Below are 18,702 nucleotides of genomic sequence, written 5' to 3'. Positions count from 1 at the left end.
CCGGCCACCGGATCCGGCGGGTTGCCGCGAACCGGGCGGAACTGCTGCTAGAACGGTGGCATGGGACGGCGGCGCGGGGCGGATCGGTCCACCCGGTCCACCCACGCCGCCGCCCCGGTCGCGGCCGTCGTGGCGGTCGCCGCGCTGCTGCCCGGCTGCCCCGCGCCGCAGCGCCCGGCCCCGGCCGCCCCCTCCGCCCCGGCCACCTCCTCCGTCCCGGCCACCCCTGCGGCCCCGGCCACCCCGACGCCCGCCGGGTCGCGCGCCCCGACCGGGTTCGTCGACCTGTCCGACGTGGACCCGACCGTCGTCACCGACATCCGGTACGCGACCGCCCACAACTTCGTCGGCCGTCCGATCGCCGGCTACCGGGAGCCGCTGTGCCTGCTCACCCGGCCCGCCGCCGACGCGCTGCGCCGGGCGCAGCAGGCGGCCCGCGCCACCGGCCACCGCCTCAAGGTCTACGACTGCTACCGGCCCCAACGCGCCGTCGACGACTTCGTCGACTGGGCGGGGCGGCCCGGCGAGCAGAAGATGAAGGCCGAGTTCTACCCCGACGTGGCCAAGTCGCGGCTGTTCGCCGACGGCTACCTCGGCGCGCCCACCGCGCACAGCCGGGGCAGCACCGTCGACGTGACGCTCGTGCCCGACCCGCCGCCCGGACAGCCCCCGTACGCGCCCGACGCGCCCCTGGTGGCGTGCACCGCCCCGGTGGGGGAGCGCTACGCCGACAACGGCGTCGACATGGGCACCGGCTTCGACTGCTTCGACCCGCGCGCCCACACCGCCGACCGCCGGATCACCGGCGCGGCCCGGGACAACCGGGAGCTGCTGCTGCGGCTGATGGCCGACGCCGGCTTCACCAACTATCCGCGCGAGTGGTGGCACTACCGCCTGGCCGACGAGCCGTACCCCGACACGTACTTCGACTTCCCGGTGGCCCGCTCGTCACTGTGACCGGTCGGCGGGGGAGCGCAGCGGCAGCCAGGCCAGCACGTCGGAGATCTTCTCGTCCCAGTACGCCCAGTCGTGGTCGCCGGGGGAGAAGTCCACGGTCAGCGGCACGCCCCGCCGCCGGGCCGTCTCGACGAAGCGGGTGTTGTCGTCGAACAGGAAGTCCTCGGTGCCGCAGGCCACGTAGAGGGCCGGCAGGTCGTCGCCGGCGCGTTCCAGCAGCGCCACCGTGTCGTCGTCGGTGCCGGGCACCGGCCGGTCGCCGAAGACCGTGTGCCACACCGCCGGGTCCAGCGGGTGGGTGGGGTGGTGCCGCCGGTGGGCGACGTTCAGCGCCCCCGACAGGCTCGCCGCCGCCGCGAACCGCCCCGGCTCGCGCAGCGCCCACTTCACCGCGCCGTAGCCGCCCATCGACAGGCCGGCGACGAAGGTGTCCTCCCGCCGGTCGGACAGCCGGAAGAACGACCGGCAGACCTCGGGCAGCTCCTCGCTGAGGAACGTCCAGTAGCGGTTGCCGTGCTCCTCGTCGGTGTAGAAGCTCCGCGCCACCTGCGGCATCACCACGGCCAGGCCGAGCGGCGCGACGTACCGCTCGACGGAGGTGCGCCGGGTCCAGATCGTGTCGTCGTCGCTGAGGCCGTGCAGCAGGTACAGCACGGGCGGGTCGCCGGCCGGCGCGCCGCCGGCCAGCCCGATGCCGACGCCGGCCGGGTCCGGCAGGAGCACCGTCATCGAGGTGCCCATGCCCAGCGCCTCGGAGTGGAAGTTGCACCGGATCAATGCCATGGGCGTGGATGCTACGCGCCGCAGGGCGGCGGCGAGGCGGGTGGAGCCCGCCGGCCGGGGGCGGGACCTTGGTCCGGTCGGCGCAGGAATTTCGTCCCGAGTCGTCCGCGAGGGTGGCTGCCCGGTTAACCAGGCTGTAACGTCCGCCCTGCTGGATCCGTCACAGAGAAGTGGGAGTCAGTGGTGACCGACGTGTCGACGGCGCTGGGCGTGCGCCTCTATCCCGACCTGGTCGAGCTGGGCGGCCTCGCGTCCGCGCTGGCCCTGGCCGCCACCCGGTGCGGGGCCGACGTGGGCCGCATCAGCGCCCCCGAGCAGGGGCGGGGCCGGTTCACCTGCGCCGAGCTGCGCTCCGCGCGGGGCACCATCTGCGTGGGCCTGGGCTCGCAGGCCCGCTACTTCATGGTCGACATCGCGGGCGCGGACGGCTGCCGGGCCGACGGCGACACCACCGACCTGGACCAGGTCGTGCGGATCGCCGACGCCTGGCGCGGCGGGGCGAGCCTCGGCGAGCTGCGGGCCCGCTTCCCGTTCCTCGACCACGTCTCCGAGCCGGCCGTCGAGGGCACCACCCGCGCCTGATCCGCCGGCGACCGGGCCGATTATCCGTTGCCGGGCCTCCCGCCCCCGGCCTACCTTTCCTCATCCGACGGGGAGGGACTCCTCGTCCGACGAGGAGAGACACGATGGCCTTCACCCCGCTGCCCGGCACCCGCGCGCCCGTACGGGTCTGGACCGACCCGTACGCGATCGAGCCGCAGGCCGCCCGGCAGCTGCGCAACATCGGCGCGCTGCCGTGGGTCGAGGGCGTCGCCGTGATGCCCGACGTCCACTTCGGCAAGGGCGCGACCGTCGGCTCGGTGATCGCGATGCGGCAGGCGGTCTCCCCGGCCGCCGTCGGCGTGGACATCGGCTGCGGCATGTCGGCCGTGCGCACCTCGCTCACCGCCGCCGACCTGCCCGACGACCTCGCCGGGCTGCGCTCGGCGATCGAGGCCGCGATCCCGGTCGGCTTCGCCAAGCACGACGACCCGGTCGACCCGCGCCGGGTGCGGGGGCTGGAGCAGCGCGGCTGGGCCGACTTCTGGGCGGGCTTCGCCACCCTCGACGAGCGGGTGGCCCCGCTGGAGGGGCGCGCCCGCCAGCAGCTCGGCACCCTCGGCGGCGGCAACCACTTCATCGAGGTCTGCCTCGAATCCGGCGGCCCCGACGCCGGCCGGGTCTGGCTGATGCTGCACTCCGGCTCGCGCAACATCGGCAAGGAGCTGGCGGAGCGGCACATGGCCGTCGCCCGGCGGCTGCCGCACAACGCCGGGCTGCCCGACCGGGACCTCGCGGTGTTCCTCGCCGGCACCCCGGAGATGGCGGCGTACCGGCGGGACCTGTGGTGGGCGCAGGAGTACGCCCGGCGCAACCGCGCGGTCATGCTGGCCCTGCTCTGCGGCGTGGTGCGCGACGCGGTGGGGCAGGTCGGCTTCGACGAGCCGATCAGCTGCCACCACAACTACGTCGCCGAGGAGACCTACGACGGGGTGGACGTGCTGGTCACCCGCAAGGGCGCGATCCGGGCCGGCGCCGGTGACCTGGGCATCATCCCCGGGTCGATGGGCACCGGGTCGTACATCGTGCGCGGCAGGGGCAACCCCGACGCGTACTGCTCCGCCTCGCACGGGGCCGGGCGGCGGATGTCGCGCGGGCAGGCGAAGCGGACGTACGGCACCGCCGACCTGGTGGCGCAGACCGCCGGCGTGGAGTGCCGCAAGGACGCCGGGGTGGTCGACGAGATCCCGGCCGCGTACAAGGACATCACGCAGGTGATGGCGCAGCAGGAGGACCTGGTCGAGGTCGTCGCCCACCTCAGGCAGGTGGTCTGCGTGAAGGGCTGACCGGGTCGCCGCCGGGGGCGTCGTGCCTACCGGCGGCGGCCCTGGGCGCCCTTGAGGCGGCGGCCCAGCTCCCGGGCGATCTCCCGCTTGGCGTCGCGCTCGGCGAGGGCCTGCCGCTTGTCGTAGGACCGCCGGCCCCGGGCCAGCCCCAGCTCCACCTTCGCCCAGCCGTTGGAGAAGTACAGCGACAGCGGCACGAGCGTCAGCCCGCCCTCGCGCACCCGGTCGAGGATCCGGTCGATCTCGATGCGGCGCAGCAGCAGCTTGCGGGTGCGCCGGGGCTGGTGGTTGGTCCAGCTGCCGAAGCCGTACTCGGCGATGTGCAGGCCGTGCAGCATCAGCTCGCCGTCGTGCTCCTGGGCGAAGGCGTCGACCAGCGACACGTACCCGGCGCGCAGCGACTTCACCTCCGTGCCGGCGAGCACCAGCCCCGCCTCGTACGTCTTGAGGATGTCGTAGTCGTGGCGGGCCTTCTTGTTCGACGCGACGAGGGTGCGTCCGGTCTCCCTGGGCACGGTCGGCCTCCCGCTGCTGGTTGCGCCCCGACGGCGAGAGGCTAGCAGCCGCCCGCCCGGTAATCGGGTGGAGCCGCGCGGCGGCGCCGGCCACAATGCCGCCATGGACCACCGCACCATGGTCAAGTTGAGCAAGCGGATGTCAAAGGCGCTGCGGCACGAGCCGTACCGCCTCGGCCTCGCACCGGACCGGGCCGGCTGGGTGCCGGTCGACGACCTCCTCGCCGCCCTGCGGGTGGGGCGGCCCGACCTCGACGCGGTCGTGGCCGGCAACGACAAGCAGCGCTTCGCGGTCGAACGCGGCCCCGACGGGGTCGAGCGGATCCGCGCCAACCAGGGCCACTCGATCCCCGTCGAGCTGGGGCTGCCGGCCGCCGAGCCGCCCCCGCGGCTCTACCACGGCACCGGCGCGGCGGCCCTCGACTCGATCCGGGCCACCGGGCTGCACCGGGGCGGCCGGCACCACGTACACCTGTCGGCCGACGTGGAGACGGCCCGCCGGGTCGGCGCCCGGCGCGGCGGCGCGGTGGTGGTGCTCGCCGTCGACGCGGCGGCGATGGCCCGCGCCGGGCACGCCTTCCACCGCAGCGCCAACGGGGTCTGGCTGACCGACGCCGTCCCGGCCCGATACCTGAGCCCGGGCGGGTAGGGGCACCCCGCAAACCCCGGCACGGCATTGAAACTCGTCCGTCCGCCCGGCAAGATCGTCGGAACCGGGGCGACGACAGTGACGGGGACACTCAGTGGCGAAGGCGGCCGACGCGGGGCGCGCCGCGCGTGACCTGCGGCTGGTGGTGGCCGCGCACGCGGTCTCCACCTACGGCAGCTACCTGAACCTGGTGGCGCTGGGCCTGTTCACCCTGGAGCTCACCGGCTCCGCCGCGCAGACCGGCCTGTTCATGGCCGTCCGGCTGGCCGCCGGTTTCCTCATGGGGCCGGTCAGCGGGCTGCTCGCCGGCCGGCACCGTCGCACCCGCCTGATGATCGGCGCGGACCTGCTCTCGGCGGCGACCCTGGCGCTGCTGGTGGCCGCCCCCGACGGGGCGCGTCCCGTGGCGGTCTACCTGCTCGCGGTCGTGCTCGGCTGCGGGCAGACCCTGTGGGGGGTCGCGCTGCGCAGCGAGCTGCCCGACCTGGCCGGGCCGGCGCGGCGGGCCCGCGCGAACGCCCGGCTCGTCGCGGCCCGGTCGGTGGCGATGCTGCTCGGCTTCGCCTCGGCGGGCGTCCTGGTCGCCTGGCTCGGCTACGAGGTGGCGTTCCTGCTCGACGCCGGCACCTACGCCCTCTCCGCCGGGCTGCTGGCCCGGGTGCCGGCCCGCCGGCCGGTCGCCGCCGCGCCGGAGGCCGCCGGGCCCACCGGGCCCCGGGCCTGGGCGGGCGTCGGGGTGCTGCGGGCGGTCGCGCCGGTCGTCGCGGCGATGATCGGGGTACGCGCCGCCGACGCGTTCGGCTCGGCGGCCCACAACGTCGGTATCCCGGTGCAGGCCAGCCTGGTCCGCCCCGACTCGCCGGCCGCGTACGCCGCCGTGTTCCTGACCTCGTGGGCGGTGGGCAGCCTCGCCGCCGGCCGGTGGTGCGCCCGGCTGGCCGCCCGCACCGGTGGAGTGGGCTCGCCGCGCGCCTTCGGCGTGGCCACCTGCCTCATGTCGCTGTTCTTCGTGCTCGCCTTCACCGATCCGCCCCTGTGGCTGCTGATCCCGCTGACCCTCGCGGCGGGGGCGGCCGACGGCTACGCCGAGATCAGCTACACCACGCGGCTCCAGGGCGTCGACGAGTCCCGGCGGGCCCGGCTGTTCGGGTTCGCCAGCGCGGCGCAGAACGCCGGCTTCGGCCTCGGCATGATCGGCTGCGCCGTCGCGCTCGACCGGGTGGCCCCGTTCCCGGTCGTCGCCGTCGCGCACGGGATCGCCTGCGCCGTGGCCCTCGCGTTCCTGCTCGCCCAGACGGTGCGGCCCCCGGGCCGGCGTGACCCACCGGCCCGGGCCGACCGGCACGACGACCCCCCGACCCCCCGAACCGCCGAGGTGACGCCGTGACGACCGCCAGCCCGCCGGCCCGCCGCCCCGCCGTCAGCCACGGCGGCGAGTTGCCCGCCGACCCGCAACACCCCCGGACGCTGGGCGCGGCGCTGCGGCGCGCGGCGCGGGACTTCCCGGACGCCGGCATCCGCGTCGTGGCCGAGGACGGCACCGACACCCTGCTCGACCACGCGACGCTGCTCACCCGGGCCCGCGCCGTGCGGGCCGGCCTGCGGGCCCGCGGGGTGGCCCCCGGCTCGGCGGCGATCCTGCGGGTCGACTCCGGCGTGGACTACTGGCCGGCGTTCTGGGGCTGCGCGCTCGGCGGCGTCGTGCCGTTGACCGTCGGCGCGCCGGCCGGCTACGACGCGGACAGCCCCGCCGTCGCCGCGCTGCTGCACGCCTGGCGGGCCCTCGACGCCCCGGTCGTGCTCGCCGGGGCGGCGGACGCGGCGGGGCTGGCCGGGCTGCCGCTGGCCGACCGGGTGGTCGACGTCGCGGAGCTGGCAGCGGCCGGCCCGGCGGGTGCTGCGGCGGGGCGGGCGGCAGTCGACCCGGCGGGGGCGTCGGCCGACGCCGACGTCGAGCCCGGCCCCGACGAGGTGGCGGTGCTGCAACTCTCGTCGGGCAGCACCGGCACCCCGAAGATCATCCCGCTGACCCACCGGGGCCTGTCCGAGTACGCCGTCGGCGCCCGCGTGCTGCTCGACGTGCGCCCCGGCGACGTGCTGCTCAACTGGCTGCCCCTGGACCACGTCGCCGGCCTGCTCCTCTACCACCTCGGCGGGGTGTTCCTCGGCGCGTCCTCCGTGCACGTCGCCACCGGGCTGGTGCTGGCGGACCCGACGCGCTGGCTCGACCTCATGGCCCGCCACGGGGTCACCCACGGCTGGTCGCCGAACTTCGGCCTGCGGCTGGTGGCCGACGCGGTCGGCCGGGCCCCGGGCGGCCGGCGCTGGGAGCTGGGCGGGGTGCGGCGCATGGTCAGCGGCGGCGAGCAGTGCCTGCCGGAGACCTTCCGCGCGTTCGTCGCCGCGACCGGGGTGCCGGCGGCGGCGATGACCCCGGCGTGGGGGATGTCGGAGACGTCGACGGGGATCACCTTCGGGTCGTTCACCGAGCCGGGCTGCCGGCAGGTGGTCCGCACCGCCAGCCTGGACGGCGACGTGGAGTGGGTCGAGGACGCCGCCGGCGGCGACGTCACCGAGCTGCTCTCCGTCGGGCGGCCCGCGCCCGGGGCGACCCTGCGGATCGTCGACGCCGACGGCGCGGTGCAGCCCGAGGGGCGGGTCGGCCGGGTGCAGGTGCGCTCGGCCCGCGTCACCCCCGGCTACCTCGGCGACCCCGAGGCCACCCGCGCCGCGTTCCCCGACGGGGACTGGCTGGACACCGGGGACCTGGGCTACCTGCGCGACGGGGCGCTGACCGTCACCGGCCGCGCCAAGGATTTGGTCATCCTCAACGGGCAGAACATCCCCTGCCACGAGGTCGAGCGCGTCGTCGGCGCGGTCGCGGGGGTGCGCGCCGGGCTCGTCGCCGCCGTCGGGGTGCCCGACGCCCGCACCGGCACCGAGGCGCTCGTGGTGTTCGCCGTCACCGACGCCGAGGGGGGCCACGCCGTCGCTCCCGCCGATCCGCACGCCACGACCGGGTCGGCGGCGGAACGGGTGGCCGGGGCCGTGTCGGCGGCGGTGGCCCGGCGCTGGCAGCTCGCCCCACGGCGGGTGGTGATCCTCGGCGAGGCCGACTTCCCCCGTACCACCGGGGGCAAGATCCGGCGCGCGGAGCTGCGCCGCCGGTTCCTCGCCGACGGCTTCCCGCCGCCGGTCCGGCCGGGCGACGCCGCCGCCGACGGGCCCGGGGCGGCCCCGGCGGGGGAGGAGGGCCCGGTGGCCCCCGGCCGGGCGGCGGTCCGCGCCGTCGTCCGCGCCGCGCTCGCCGACGTCCTCGGCCGCCCGGCGGAGACGGACCGGCCCTTCTACGAGCTGGGCGTCGGCTCCGTCGAGATCGTCGCGCTGCGGGCCAGGCTGGAGGAGGCGCTGGGCCGCCCGGTGCCGCAGCCCGCGCTGTTCGCCCACCCGACCGTCGACGCCCTCGCCGCGCACCTCGCCGCCGCCGGCCCGGCCCCCGCCGGAGAGGCGGCGGCGCGGCCGGCGGACCGGCGGGTCGCCGTCGTCGGGATGGCCGCCCGCTTCCCCGGCGCGACGGACGTCGACGAGTTCTGGGCGGCGCTGCTGGCGGGGGTGGAGAGCGTCCGCGCGTTCACCCCGGCGGAGCTGGCCGCCGCCGGGGTGCCCGAGCACCTCGCGGCGGACCCGGGATACGTCGCGGCCAGCGGCGTGCTGGACGACGTCGCCGGCTTCGACGCCGCGTTCTTCGGCGTCAGCCCCCGCGAGGCCGAGCTGCTGGACCCGCAGCACCGGCTGTTCCTGGAGACCTGCCAGCACGCCTTGGAGGACGCCGGCTGCCCCGGCGAGGCCGACGGCCGGCGGATCGGCGTCTTCGCCGGCGGCGGGATGAACCTCTACCCGCACCACACCTACCTGCGCCACCAGCTCCCGCAGGCCGTCGCCTCCGCCGACCCGGCCACCGCCATCGGCGCGGCGCTGGGCAACCAGCCCGACTTCCTGGCGACCCGGGTCGCCTACCGGCTGGGGCTGACCGGACCCGCCGTGACCGTGCAGACCGCCTGCTCCACCTCGCTCGTCGCGGTCCACCTGGCCGCCCGCGCCCTGCTCGCCGGGGACGCCGACGTCGCCGTCGCGGGCGCGGTGGCGGTGCACGTCCCGCAGGTCACCGGCTACCGGCACACCCCCGGGTCGATCCTGTCGGCGTCCGGCCGGTGCCGGCCCTTCGACGCCGACGCCGACGGCACGGTCGGCGGCAACGGGGTCGCCGCGGTGGTGCTCAAGCCGCTGGACCGGGCGCTCGCCGACGGCGACCGCATCCACGCGGTGCTGCTCGGCTCGGCCGTCAACAACGACGGGTCGGGCAAGGTCGGGTGGACCGCGCCCGGGGTGGCGGGGCAGGTCGACGTGGTCCGGCGGGCGTTGCGCGACGCCGGGGTGCCGGCCGCCTCCATCGGGTACGTCGAGGCGCACGGCACCGGCACCGCCCTCGGCGACCCGGTCGAGCACCACGCGCTCGCCGAGGCGTACGCGCCCGCGCGGGCGTTCCTCGGCTCGGTGAAGGCCAACATCGGCCACCTGGACAGCTGCGCCGGCATGGCCGGGCTGATCAAGGCCGTGCTCGCCGTCCGCTCCGGCCGGGTGCCGCCGCAGATCAACTTCGCCCGGCCGAACCCCGCGCTGCGCCTAGCCGACGGGCCGTTCACGGTGACCACCGTCGCCGCCGACTGGCCGGCGACCGGGACGCCCCGGCGCGCCGCCGTCAGCGCCCTCGGCGTCGGCGGCACCAACGCCCACGTCATCGTCGAACAGCCGCCGCCCCCGCCGCCGCGCGCCGCCGACCCGCCCGACGCGGTTCCCGGGCTGCTGCCGATCTCCGCCGCGGACCCCGCCGCGCTGGCCGCGCTCGCCCTGCGGCACCGGGACCGGCTGCGCGCCGACCCCGACCTGGCCCTGGCCGACGTGGTGCGCACCGCCGGCACCGGCCGCCGGCACCTGCGCCACCGGCTCGTCGCCCTCGGTGGGTCGACCGCCGCCCTCGCCGAGGCCCTCGACCGGCACGCCGCCGGACTGCCGGCCGACGTGCTGACGGGCGAGGCCGGCGGGGACGCCGCCGGGCCGGTCGCCCTCGCCTTCCCCGGCCAGGGCGACGTCGGCGACGCGCTGCTCCCGCTGGCCGCCCGGTTCCCGGTCGTCCGGGCGGTGCTCGCCGAGGCCGCCGCCGCGTACCGGGAGGCCGTCGGCGGCGACCTCGTCGCCCGGCTGCGCGCGGACCGGCAGGCCGTCGCCCGGCCCACCGACGTCGCCCAGCCGGCGCTGGTCGTCGCCGGGGTGGCGCTGGCCCGGCTGTGGCGCTCGTGGGGCCTGTCCGTGGGCCACGTCCTCGGCCACAGCGTCGGCGAGTACGCCGCCCTGGTCGTCGCGGGCGCGCTGCCCCTCGCCGACGCCGTGCGGCTCGCCGCCCACCGGGGCCGCCTGATGGCCGACCACCTGCCGCCCGGCGCGATGCTGGCGGTGCTGGCCGACCGGCCGACCGTGGACGCGCTGGCCGCCGGGTCGCCGCTGGAGCTAGCGGCGGTCAACGGGCCGACGCAGCACGTCCTCGCCGGCCCGCCCGACGCCGTCGCCGCCGTCGCCGACCGGGCCGCCCGGCTCGGGGTGGCGACCCGGCGGCTCCCCGTCGACCGGGCGTTCCACTCGGCGGCGGTCGCGCCGGTGTTGGGCCCGCTGCGCGAGCTGGCCGCCACGGTCGAGTTCCGGCCGACCCGGCTGCCGCTGGTCAGCGCCCTCGACGGCCGGGTCCGCCCGCCCGGCTGGCGGCCCGACGCCGAGCACCTGTGCCGGCACGCCCGCGAGCCGGTGCGCTGGCACGACGCGGTGTCCACCCTGTCCGCCGAGGCGGTCGCGACGGTGGTCGAGGCGGGCGCGGGCGGCCTGCTCACCGCCCTCGCGGGCGCGACCGGAGCCGCCCCCGGGGCGACCGGCGCGGGGCCGCGCTGGGTGCCGTCGCAGCGGCGGGGGCTCGACCCGGTGGCGGGGCTGTGGCGGGCGGTGGCAGAGCTGCACGTCGCGGGCACGCCGGTGGACTGGGCGGCGCTCGTGGACGGGCACGGCGGACGCCGGGTGACGCTGCCCGGCTATCCCTTCCAGCGCCGCCCCTTCTGGGCGACCCCGGAGCCCGCAGCCGCACCGGTTCCCGTCGTGTCCCCGGTTCCCGTCGTGTCCCCGGCTTCCGCCGCGTCTCCTGCTCCCGCCGGTGACAGGCGGGGGGACGCGGTGCCGGCGGCGTCCCCGGCGGGGCCGGCGGGCGGGGCGGACGCGGTGCTGGAGCGGGTCCGGGCGCTGACCGCCGAGCGGCTCGGCCTGGCCGCCGCCGAGGTCGATCCGGACACCGGCTTCTTCGCCCTGGGCGCGGACTCGCTCCTGCTGATCACCATGTCCCGGGAGATCGAGCGCGACTTCGCCGTCCGGGTGCCGGTGCGGGACCTGTTCACCACCGTCGACACGCCGCGCCGGCTCGCCACGGCGATCACCGCCGCCGCGCCGCCGACCGGTCCGGACGCCACGGCGTCGGCGGCGTCCCCACCCGCCGCCGACGGCGGACCGTCCGGCGACGCCCGCCGGCCGGTGCCGGGCGAGCTGGTCGACGTCGTCCGGCAGCAGCTCGACCTGATGCGTCAGCAGCTCGCCCTGCTCGGTGTCGCCGCCGGCCTGCCGGCGGACCCGCCCGCCGCCCCGCCGGAGCCCGCCGCCCCGCCGCGCCCCGCGCCCACGCCGGCCCCCGTCCACGCCCCGCCAACCCCCGCTCCCACCCCTGCGCCCCCGGCCCCCGCTCCCGTGCCGGTGCCCGTGCCGGCGCCTGCCGACGCGCCGGCCGTCGCGGACCCGCGCCCGGCGGCCGGCGCGGCGACGACGCCGGACACCGTCGACTTCAGCCTCTACTTCTTCGGCGACTACCCCGACCAGGACCGTGACGACAAGTACGGCGTCATCGTCGACGCGGCGGAGTTCGCCGACGCGCACGGCTTCCACGCCGTCTGGCTGCCCGAGCGGCACTTCCACTCCTTCGGCGGCCTCTTCCCCAACCCGTCGGTCCTCGCCGCCGCCCTCGCGACCCGCACCCGGCGGGTTCGGCTCAACGCCGGCTCGGTCGTGCTGCCGCTGCACCACCCCGTCCGGGTCGCCGAGGAGTGGTCCATGGTGGACAACCTCTCCGGCGGCCGGATCGGGCTGGGCTGCGCGCCGGGCTGGCACGCCAACGACTTCGTCTTCCACCCCGAGCACTTCGGCCGGCACAAGCAGGTGATGTACGAGCACCTGGAGACCGTCCGGCGGCTGTGGCGCGGGGACGCGGTGCCGGCCCGGTCCGGCAGCGGCGAGGCGCTCGACGTGCGCCTGTTCCCGCGCCCGGTGCAGCCCGAGCCGCCGGTGTTCACGGCGATCGTCGGCAACCCCGACAGCTACCGGGAGGCCGCCCGCCGCGACGTCGGGGTGGTGACGAACCTGATGACGCAGGACGTGGCGAGCCTCGCCGAGAACGTGGCGCTCTACCGGCGCACCCGCGCCGAACACGGCCTCGACCCGGCCGGCGGGCGCGTGGTGGTGCTGCTGCACACCTACCTCGGCGAGGACGCCGACCGGGCCCGCGCCGAGGCGTTCGAGCCGTTCTGCGCGTACCTGCGCTCGTCGTTCAGCCTGCTCGGGCAGGTGGTCAACAGCCTCGGCATGAACATCGACCTGGCCGGCACCCCCGACGAGGACGTGCGGTTCGTGCTGGGGCGGGCGTACGAGCGGTACTGCGCGCAGCGGGCCCTCATCGGCTCGCCGCAGAGCTGCCGGTCCGTGGTGGAGGCGGTGCTCGACGCGGGGGCCGACGAGATCGCCTGCTTCGTCGACTTCGGACTGCCCGCCGACGCCGTCCGCGCCGGCCTGCCGGTGCTCGACGCGCTGCGCCGGGCCACCCCGCGCCGACCCGTCGGCGACCCGCCGCACCCCGGCGGGCGGACCGCGCCGCTGTCGTCGGCGCAGCGCCGGCTGTGGCTGATGGAGCGGCTGCACCCGGGCACGCCCGCCTACAACGAGGCGGCGGCCGTGCGGCTGGTCGGCCCGCTCGACCACGCCGCGCTGCGGGGCGCGCTGCGCGACGTGGTCGACCGGCACGCCCCGCTGCGCACCCACTACGCGGAGGTCGCCGGGGAGCCCCGGCAGGTCGTCCGCGACCGGGTGCCGGTCGAGCTGCCGGTGCGCGAGCACCCCGGCGGGGCCGAGGAGGAGGCGGTCCGTGCCGCGCTGGCCGCCGAGAGCCGCCGGGTGTTCGACCTGGCCGCCGGGCCGGTGTTCGCGTTCACGCTGCTGCGCTTCTCCGCCACCCGGCACGTGCTGGTGCTGGCCTTCCACCACCTGGCCACCGACGGCGGCTCGTACGCCGTGCTGACCGACGAGGTCTCGGCCCGCTACCGGGCCCGGGTGACCGGCGTCGCGGCGGAGCTGCCCCCGCTGCCGGTGACCTACCCGGAGCTGGCGGCGGCCGGCGACGGCGAGCCCGACGACAAGGACCTGGCCTACTGGCGGGCCCAGCTCGACCCGGCCCCGCCCACCCCCGTCCTGCCCTCCGACCTGACCCGCCCGGCGCTGCCGTCGGCGGCCGGGGAGAGCGTCTTCCGCGAGCTGCCCGCCGAGCTGGCGCGGCGGGTCCGGCGGTTCAGCCGCGCCGAGGGGGTCACCCCGTTCACCACCCTGCTGGGCGCGTTCGGGGTGCTGCTGTCCCGGTACACCGGCCAGGACGACCTGGTGGTCGGCACCGGCACGAGCGGCCGGGACGAGCGGACCGCCGGCCTCGTCGGGTTCTTCGTGCGGACCCTCCCGCTGCGGCTGGACCTCACCGGCGACCCGAGCTTCCGCGAGCTGCTGGCCCGGGTGCGGGTCACCGCCGCCGACGGGTACGAGCACGACCGCGTCCCGTTCGACGCGCTGGTCGAGGCGGTCGCCCCGCACCGGGAGGCCGGCCGGCACCCCCTGTTCGACGTGGTGGTCGAGTACGAGAGCGGGCCCGGGGCGTTCGCCTTCGACCTGCCGGGCGTCACCGCCGAGCCGCTGCCGCTGGGCCTGGCCAAGGCCCCCGTCGACCTGATGGTCTACCTGTCGCACGGCGAGACGCTGCGCTGCCACGTGGAGTACCGCACCGACGTGCTCGACCGGGCGACCGTGGACCGGCTGCTCGACCACCTGCACCGGCTGCTCGACGTGCTGACCCGCGCGCCGGGCGAGCCCCTGTCCCGGCTGGCCGCCCGGCTCGACGACCCCGCCGCCCGGCCGGTCGGCCCGCGTCCCGCGCCGGCCGCCGACCGGCTGCACGACCTGTTCCTCCGGCAGGCCGACCGGACCCCCGACGCGGTGGCCGTGGTCGACGGGGAGCGGCGGTGGACGTACCGGGAACTGCGGGACCGGGCGCGGGCGCTGGCCCGCCGGGTCGCGGCGCACGGCGTCGGCCCGGACGACCTGGTGGCGGTGCTGCTGCCGCGCCGGGCGGAGCTGGTCGCGGCGCAGCTCGGCGCGCTGCTGGCCGGCGCGGCCTTCCTGCCGCTGGACCCGGACCTGCCGGCGGCCCGGCTGCGCGACCTGCTCGCCGACAGCGACGCCCGCCTGCTGCTGACCGCCGCCGACGTCGCGGACCCCTTCCCGGCGGCCGGCTCCGGCGTCGGCGGACCCGCCCCGGGGGCCGCCGGTTCCGGAGCCGGCCGGGTGGCGCGGGTGCTGGTGGACCGGCCCGGCGACCCCGGCCTGCCCGACCCCGTCGACGCCGCCGGCCCCGGCCACCTCGCCTGGTGCGTCCACACCTCCGGCTCCACCGGCCGCCCCCGGCTGGTGGGCGTGCCGCACCGGGCCGCCGTGGACGTGGTGGACTGGCACGTCCGCGCCCTGGCCCTCACCGGCGCGGACACCGTGGCGCACGCGCTCGGCCTCGGGTTCGACGCGAACCTCGCCGAGATCCATCCGACGCTGGCCGCCGGGGCGACCCTGCACCTCGTGCCCTCGCGGGTGCGCGCGGACCCGGCGCTGCTGGTCGACCGGTGGCGGCGGGCCGGGGTGACGGTCGCCTACCTGCCGGCGCCCCTGGCGGAGCTGGTGTTCGCGGTGCCGCCGGCCCCGGCCGTCCGGGTCCTGGTGGTCGGGGGAAGCCAGCTGCGCCGCCGCCCGCCGGCCGGGTACCCGGCGGAGGTCCTCGACGCCTACGGCCCGACCGAGGCCGCGATCGTCACCACCGCCGGCCCGGTGCCGCCCGCCGGGACGGGCCCGATCGACATCGGCCGCCCCGTGGACCACCGCCGCCTCTACGTGCTGGGCCGCGACGGGACGCCGGTGCCGGCCGGCGCGGTCGGTGAGCTGCACGTCGGCGGCACCGGCCTCGCCCGCGGCTACCTGGGGCGGCCCGGCGCGACGGCGGCGGCGTTCCTGCCGGACCCGTTCGCCGCCGAGCCGGGGGCCCGGATGTACCGGACCGGCGACCTGGTGCGGCTGCGTGGCGACGGCACGGTCGAGTTCCGCGGCCGGGTCGACGACCAGGTGAAGATCGCCGGGCACCGGGTGGAGCCGGGCGAGGCGGCCGCCGCGCTGGCCCTGCTGCCGGGGGTACGGCAGGCCGCCGTCGTCGCTCGGCACGACCGGGCCGAGCCGTACCTCGTCGGCTACGTCGTCCCCGACACCGACACCGCTGACGCCGGCGGTGCCGGGCCGCCGGACGCCCGCACCGCCCGGCTGGCCGCCGAGCTGGGGGAGCGGCTGCCGGCGCACCTGGTGCCGCGCGCCTGGGTGGTGCTGGACGCGCTGCCCGTCGGCGACACCGGCAAGGTCGACGTGTCCCGGCTGCCCGCGCCCGCCGCGCCGCCCGCCGGCGAGGAGCCACGGCCGGGCGTGGAGCGGCTCGTCCACGACGCGTGGTGCGCGGAGCTGGGCGTGCCCCGGGTGCCGCTGGACGTCTCGTACTTCGCCGCCGGGGGCGACTCCCTGGGCGCGGTGCGGCTGGCCAACCGGCTGCGCGAGGCGCTCGGCGTCGACGTCGGCGTGGACCGGGTGCTGCGCAGCCCGGGGGTGCGGGCGATGGCCGCGGCCCTCGACCCGGCCGGCCGGGCGCCGGCGACGTACCAGCAGGAGCTGATGTGGCACCGCCAGCGCCAGGCCCCGAACCCGGCGGCCGTGCACATGGCCGTACGCGTCGACCTCACCGGCCCGCTCGACGTCCCCGCCCTCACCGCGGCGGTCGACGCCCTGGTGGGCCGGCACGAGGCCCTGCGCACCCGGGTCGTGGCCGGCGACGGCGGGGCGGTGCAGGAGGTGCTGCCGCACCGCCCGGTGGCGGTGCCCGTGGTCGACCTCCCCGCCACCGACGCCGACGCCGCCGCGGTGCGGGCGTGGTGCGTGGCGGTCGGCCGGGAGCCGTTCCCGGCCGACGGGCCGTGGCTGCGCGCCCGGCTCGCCCGGCTGGCCGCCGACCGCTGGGTGCTGTCGCTGGTCGTGCACCACCTGTGCGGGGACGGCTGGTCGATGCTCCAGCTCCTCGACGAGCTGGCTCGGGCGTACGCGGGCGCGCCGCCCGCGCGCGTCCCGGCCCTGCGCTACGTCGAGCACGCGCGCCGGCAGCGCGCGGCGCAGGTGCCGCCGGAGGCGCTGCGGCACTGGCGGGAGACGCTCGCCGACCTGCCCCGGGCCGTCGCGCTGCCCACCGACCGGCCCCGCCCGGCCACGCCCTCGGGCGTCGGCGCGGAGTACGCCTTCACGCTGCCGGCCGCGCCGACCGGGCGGCTGACCCGGCTCGCCGCCGACGCGGGGCTGACGCTGTTCCCGCTGCTCGCGGCCGCCTACGCCCGGTTCGTCGGCGCGCTGACCGGCACCCGCGACGTCCTGCTGGCCTGCCCCTACGCGCACCGGGACCGCCGGGAGCTGGAGGCGGTGGTCGGCCTGTTCACCGGCACCCTGCCGCTGCGGGTGCGGCTGCGCGACGACGAGCCCCTGGTCGACCTGGCCGCCCGGTTCGACGCGGTGTTCCTGGCCGCGGTGCGGCACCAGCCGGCCCCGCTGCCGGCCCTCTACGCCGCGGTGGAGCCCGGCTGGCGGATGGGGGACCCGCCGCCGTTCGCCGGGGCGCTGTTCACCTGGAACCCGGGGATGCCGCCGGTGCGCCTGCCGGGGCTGGCGGCGGAGGTCACCGACCAGGGGTTGGACTGCGCCCGGCGGGACTGGTCGATCATGCTCACCCCCGCCGGCGACGGCCTGCTCGGCGTCGTCGAATACTCGACGGACCTGTACGACGAGTCGACCGTCGCCGAGCGCTGCCGCCGGTACGTCGACATCCTCGTGCGGGCGGCCGGGTAGCCCCGGACCGGCCACCGTGGACGGTTCTTGTCATACCCCCGTCGCAGTATGGAGTCATGGCTGCTCCCGCACTGGCTCACGAGCCCACCCCGCCGCGTGCCCTGTCGCTGCGCGAGACCCGCACCCGGCTGACCCAGCTCATCGCGATGGCCGAGCTGACCGACACGGTCACCCTGGTCACCCGCGACGGCGACCCGCGCCCGATCGCCGCGATCGTGCCCGCCTCGGCCGCCCGCACCGCGGCCCAGGCGCGGGCCGACGCCGACCGGCTCGCCACCGTGACGGCGGGCTGGGCCCGCCGCCTGGAGGAGTCCCACCGGCAGAGCAGCCGGCGGCACGCCGCCGAGCTGCGCGCCGTCACCGAGGCGCTCGCCGAGGTCTGGGCCGAGCTCGACCGCCGGGTCGCCCCCGGCGACCCGGCGCTGGCCCGGCTCCGCGCCGCCCACGCCGACCTCCTGCGCGACTGACCCCGTCGCGTCGCGCGCCCGGCCCCGGCGGCCCGGGCGTCGGACGCCTGCGCTCCGAGGGCCTGCGCCTTCAGGGCCCGAGCGCCGCCGCGCCCCTCGTTTCCCGGCGGCCGGCCGCCTGCGGCCGGGCCGGGTGTGTCCGCACGCCCGGGTATGGTCTGCTGGACCGGTCCGCCCTGCGTACCCGGGAGGCCCGGTGTTCGTTCGCCCCCTGACCGCCGACGCCGAGCTGCGTCCGCTGGAGCCGTGGCGGGCCGAGGAGTTCCTCCACCACCTCGACCGCGCCCGGGAGCACATCGCGCCCTGGGTGGGTGCGTCGTTCGTGGCCACCGACCTCGCGTCCGCGCGGGCCGTCCTGCAACGCTACGCCGACGCGTGGGCCCGCGACGCCGGCGGGATCTGGGGCATCTGGCTCACGGGTCCGGCCCCGCGGCAGCCGACGCTGGTCGGCGGGGTCATGTTCGTCTCGTTCGACACCGCGCTGGGCGTGTGCGAGGCCGGCTGCTGGCTGGAGCCGGGCGCGCAGGGGCGGGGCCTGATCACCCGCGCCGCCGGCCTGATCGTCGACTGGGCGGTGCGGGAGCGGGGCGTCCACCGGGTCGAGTGGCGGACGAACCCGCGCAACACCCGCAGCATCGCCGTGGCCCGCCGGCTGGGCATGCGCCGCGACGGCACGCTGCGCCAGGCGGTCCCCGGGCCGCGCGGGCGGATCGACATCGACGTCTGGTCGGTCCTCGCCGACGAGTGGCGGCCACCGGCCTGACGGCCCGTGACGGTTCGGCCACCGGCCTGGCGGCTCGGTGGCCGGCGGCACCGTCGCGCGGCGCGCCGCCGCGCCGCCGCGCGGGGCGTGGCCGGGTCGTTCCGGGGGTTGACCGGGCCGCTTCGGGGACTGGCCGGGCCGCTTCGGAAGGCGTGGCGGCTTCCCGACAGCCACGGGCCCGTCGGGGCCGGCCGCTGTCGGCCCGCCCGGGGCATCGGCCCTGTTCAGGGTCCTCTCGCCCGACGCGCCGCTCAGGCGGTCCCGGGAACAGCTAGTTCGAAATCCGCCACTGGTGTCCCGCATTTCGGGAGGGCTC

At 78.0% G+C, this 18,702-nt stretch carries 10 protein-coding genes; 8 read left to right on the top strand and 2 right to left on the bottom strand.

Annotated elements, in window-relative coordinates:
• The first annotated feature begins 60 nt into the window (after positions 1–60).
• Positions 61–957, top strand: coding sequence for a M15 family metallopeptidase (locus tag O7628_RS29255; protein ID WP_278135525.1), 897 nt, complete (start codon positions 61–63; stop codon positions 955–957).
• On the opposite strand, the gene O7628_RS29250 is transcribed toward O7628_RS29255, so the two are convergent.
• Entirely contained in the window at positions 949–1,740 is a 792-nt protein-coding gene (locus O7628_RS29250; protein ID WP_278135524.1) for an alpha/beta hydrolase family protein, read from the bottom strand. The genes O7628_RS29255 and O7628_RS29250 overlap by 9 nt on opposite strands.
• A 183-nt stretch (positions 1,741–1,923) precedes the next feature.
• On the opposite strand from O7628_RS29250, the gene O7628_RS29245 reads away from it, so the two are divergent.
• Positions 1,924–2,322 carry a hypothetical protein gene (locus tag O7628_RS29245; RefSeq protein WP_278135523.1) on the top strand — a complete coding sequence of 133 codons (399 nt, stop codon included), beginning with the start codon at positions 1,924–1,926 and terminating at the stop codon, positions 2,320–2,322.
• Positions 2,323–2,426: 104 nt separating this feature from the next.
• Complete coding sequence (locus O7628_RS29240) at positions 2,427–3,626, top strand: RtcB family protein (RefSeq protein WP_278135522.1); 1,200 nt, start codon at positions 2,427–2,429, stop codon at positions 3,624–3,626.
• A gap of 26 nt (positions 3,627–3,652) precedes the next feature.
• Here O7628_RS29240 and smpB read toward each other — a convergent pair whose 3' ends face one another.
• Entirely contained in the window at positions 3,653–4,141 is a 489-nt protein-coding gene (smpB, locus tag O7628_RS29235; RefSeq protein WP_074479328.1) for an SsrA-binding protein SmpB, read from the bottom strand.
• Positions 4,142–4,244: 103 nt separating this feature from the next.
• Here smpB and O7628_RS29230 point away from each other — a divergent pair, with 103 nt between their 5' ends.
• The 5 genes from O7628_RS29230 (at position 4,245) to O7628_RS29210 (ending at position 18,386) form a co-directional block, all read left to right on the top strand.
• Positions 4,245–4,790, top strand: coding sequence for an RNA 2'-phosphotransferase (locus O7628_RS29230; protein ID WP_278135521.1), 546 nt, complete (start codon positions 4,245–4,247; stop codon positions 4,788–4,790).
• 94 nt (positions 4,791–4,884) lie between these two features.
• Entirely contained in the window at positions 4,885–6,177 is a 1,293-nt protein-coding gene (locus O7628_RS29225) for an MFS transporter (protein ID WP_278135520.1), read from the top strand.
• Entirely contained in the window at positions 6,174–17,156 is a 10,983-nt protein-coding gene (locus tag O7628_RS29220; protein WP_278135519.1) for a MupA/Atu3671 family FMN-dependent luciferase-like monooxygenase, read from the top strand. Before O7628_RS29225 ends, O7628_RS29220 begins: the two co-directional genes overlap by 4 nt.
• Positions 17,157–17,212: 56 nt before the next feature.
• Positions 17,213–17,623 carry a type II toxin-antitoxin system Phd/YefM family antitoxin gene (locus tag O7628_RS29215; protein WP_278135518.1) on the top strand — a complete coding sequence of 137 codons (411 nt, stop codon included), beginning with the start codon at positions 17,213–17,215 and terminating at the stop codon, positions 17,621–17,623.
• Positions 17,624–17,819: 196 nt separating this feature from the next.
• Positions 17,820–18,386, top strand: coding sequence for a GNAT family protein (locus O7628_RS29210; protein WP_074479325.1), 567 nt, complete (start codon positions 17,820–17,822; stop codon positions 18,384–18,386).
• Positions 18,387–18,702 lie beyond the last annotated feature (316 nt).

Source organism: Micromonospora sp. WMMD956, from assembly GCF_029626125.1.
GTDB lineage: Bacteria > Actinomycetota > Actinomycetes > Mycobacteriales > Micromonosporaceae > Micromonospora > Micromonospora carbonacea.
This window is presented reverse-complemented; position numbering and strand designations above follow the sequence as displayed.

Bases quoted from the DNA above. Each gene is read 5' to 3' on its own strand.
- O7628_RS29255 (WP_278135525.1), top strand. From the start codon at position 61: ATGGGACGGCGGCGCGGGGCGGATCGGTCCACCCGGTCCACCCACGCC.
- O7628_RS29250 (WP_278135524.1), bottom strand. From the start codon at position 1,740: ATGGCATTGATCCGGTGCAACTTCCACTCCGAGGCGCTGGGCATGGGC.
- O7628_RS29240 (WP_278135522.1), top strand. From the start codon at position 2,427: ATGGCCTTCACCCCGCTGCCCGGCACCCGCGCGCCCGTACGGGTCTGG.
- O7628_RS29230 (WP_278135521.1), top strand. From the start codon at position 4,245: ATGGACCACCGCACCATGGTCAAGTTGAGCAAGCGGATGTCAAAGGCG.
- O7628_RS29215 (WP_278135518.1), top strand. From the start codon at position 17,213: ATGGCTGCTCCCGCACTGGCTCACGAGCCCACCCCGCCGCGTGCCCTG.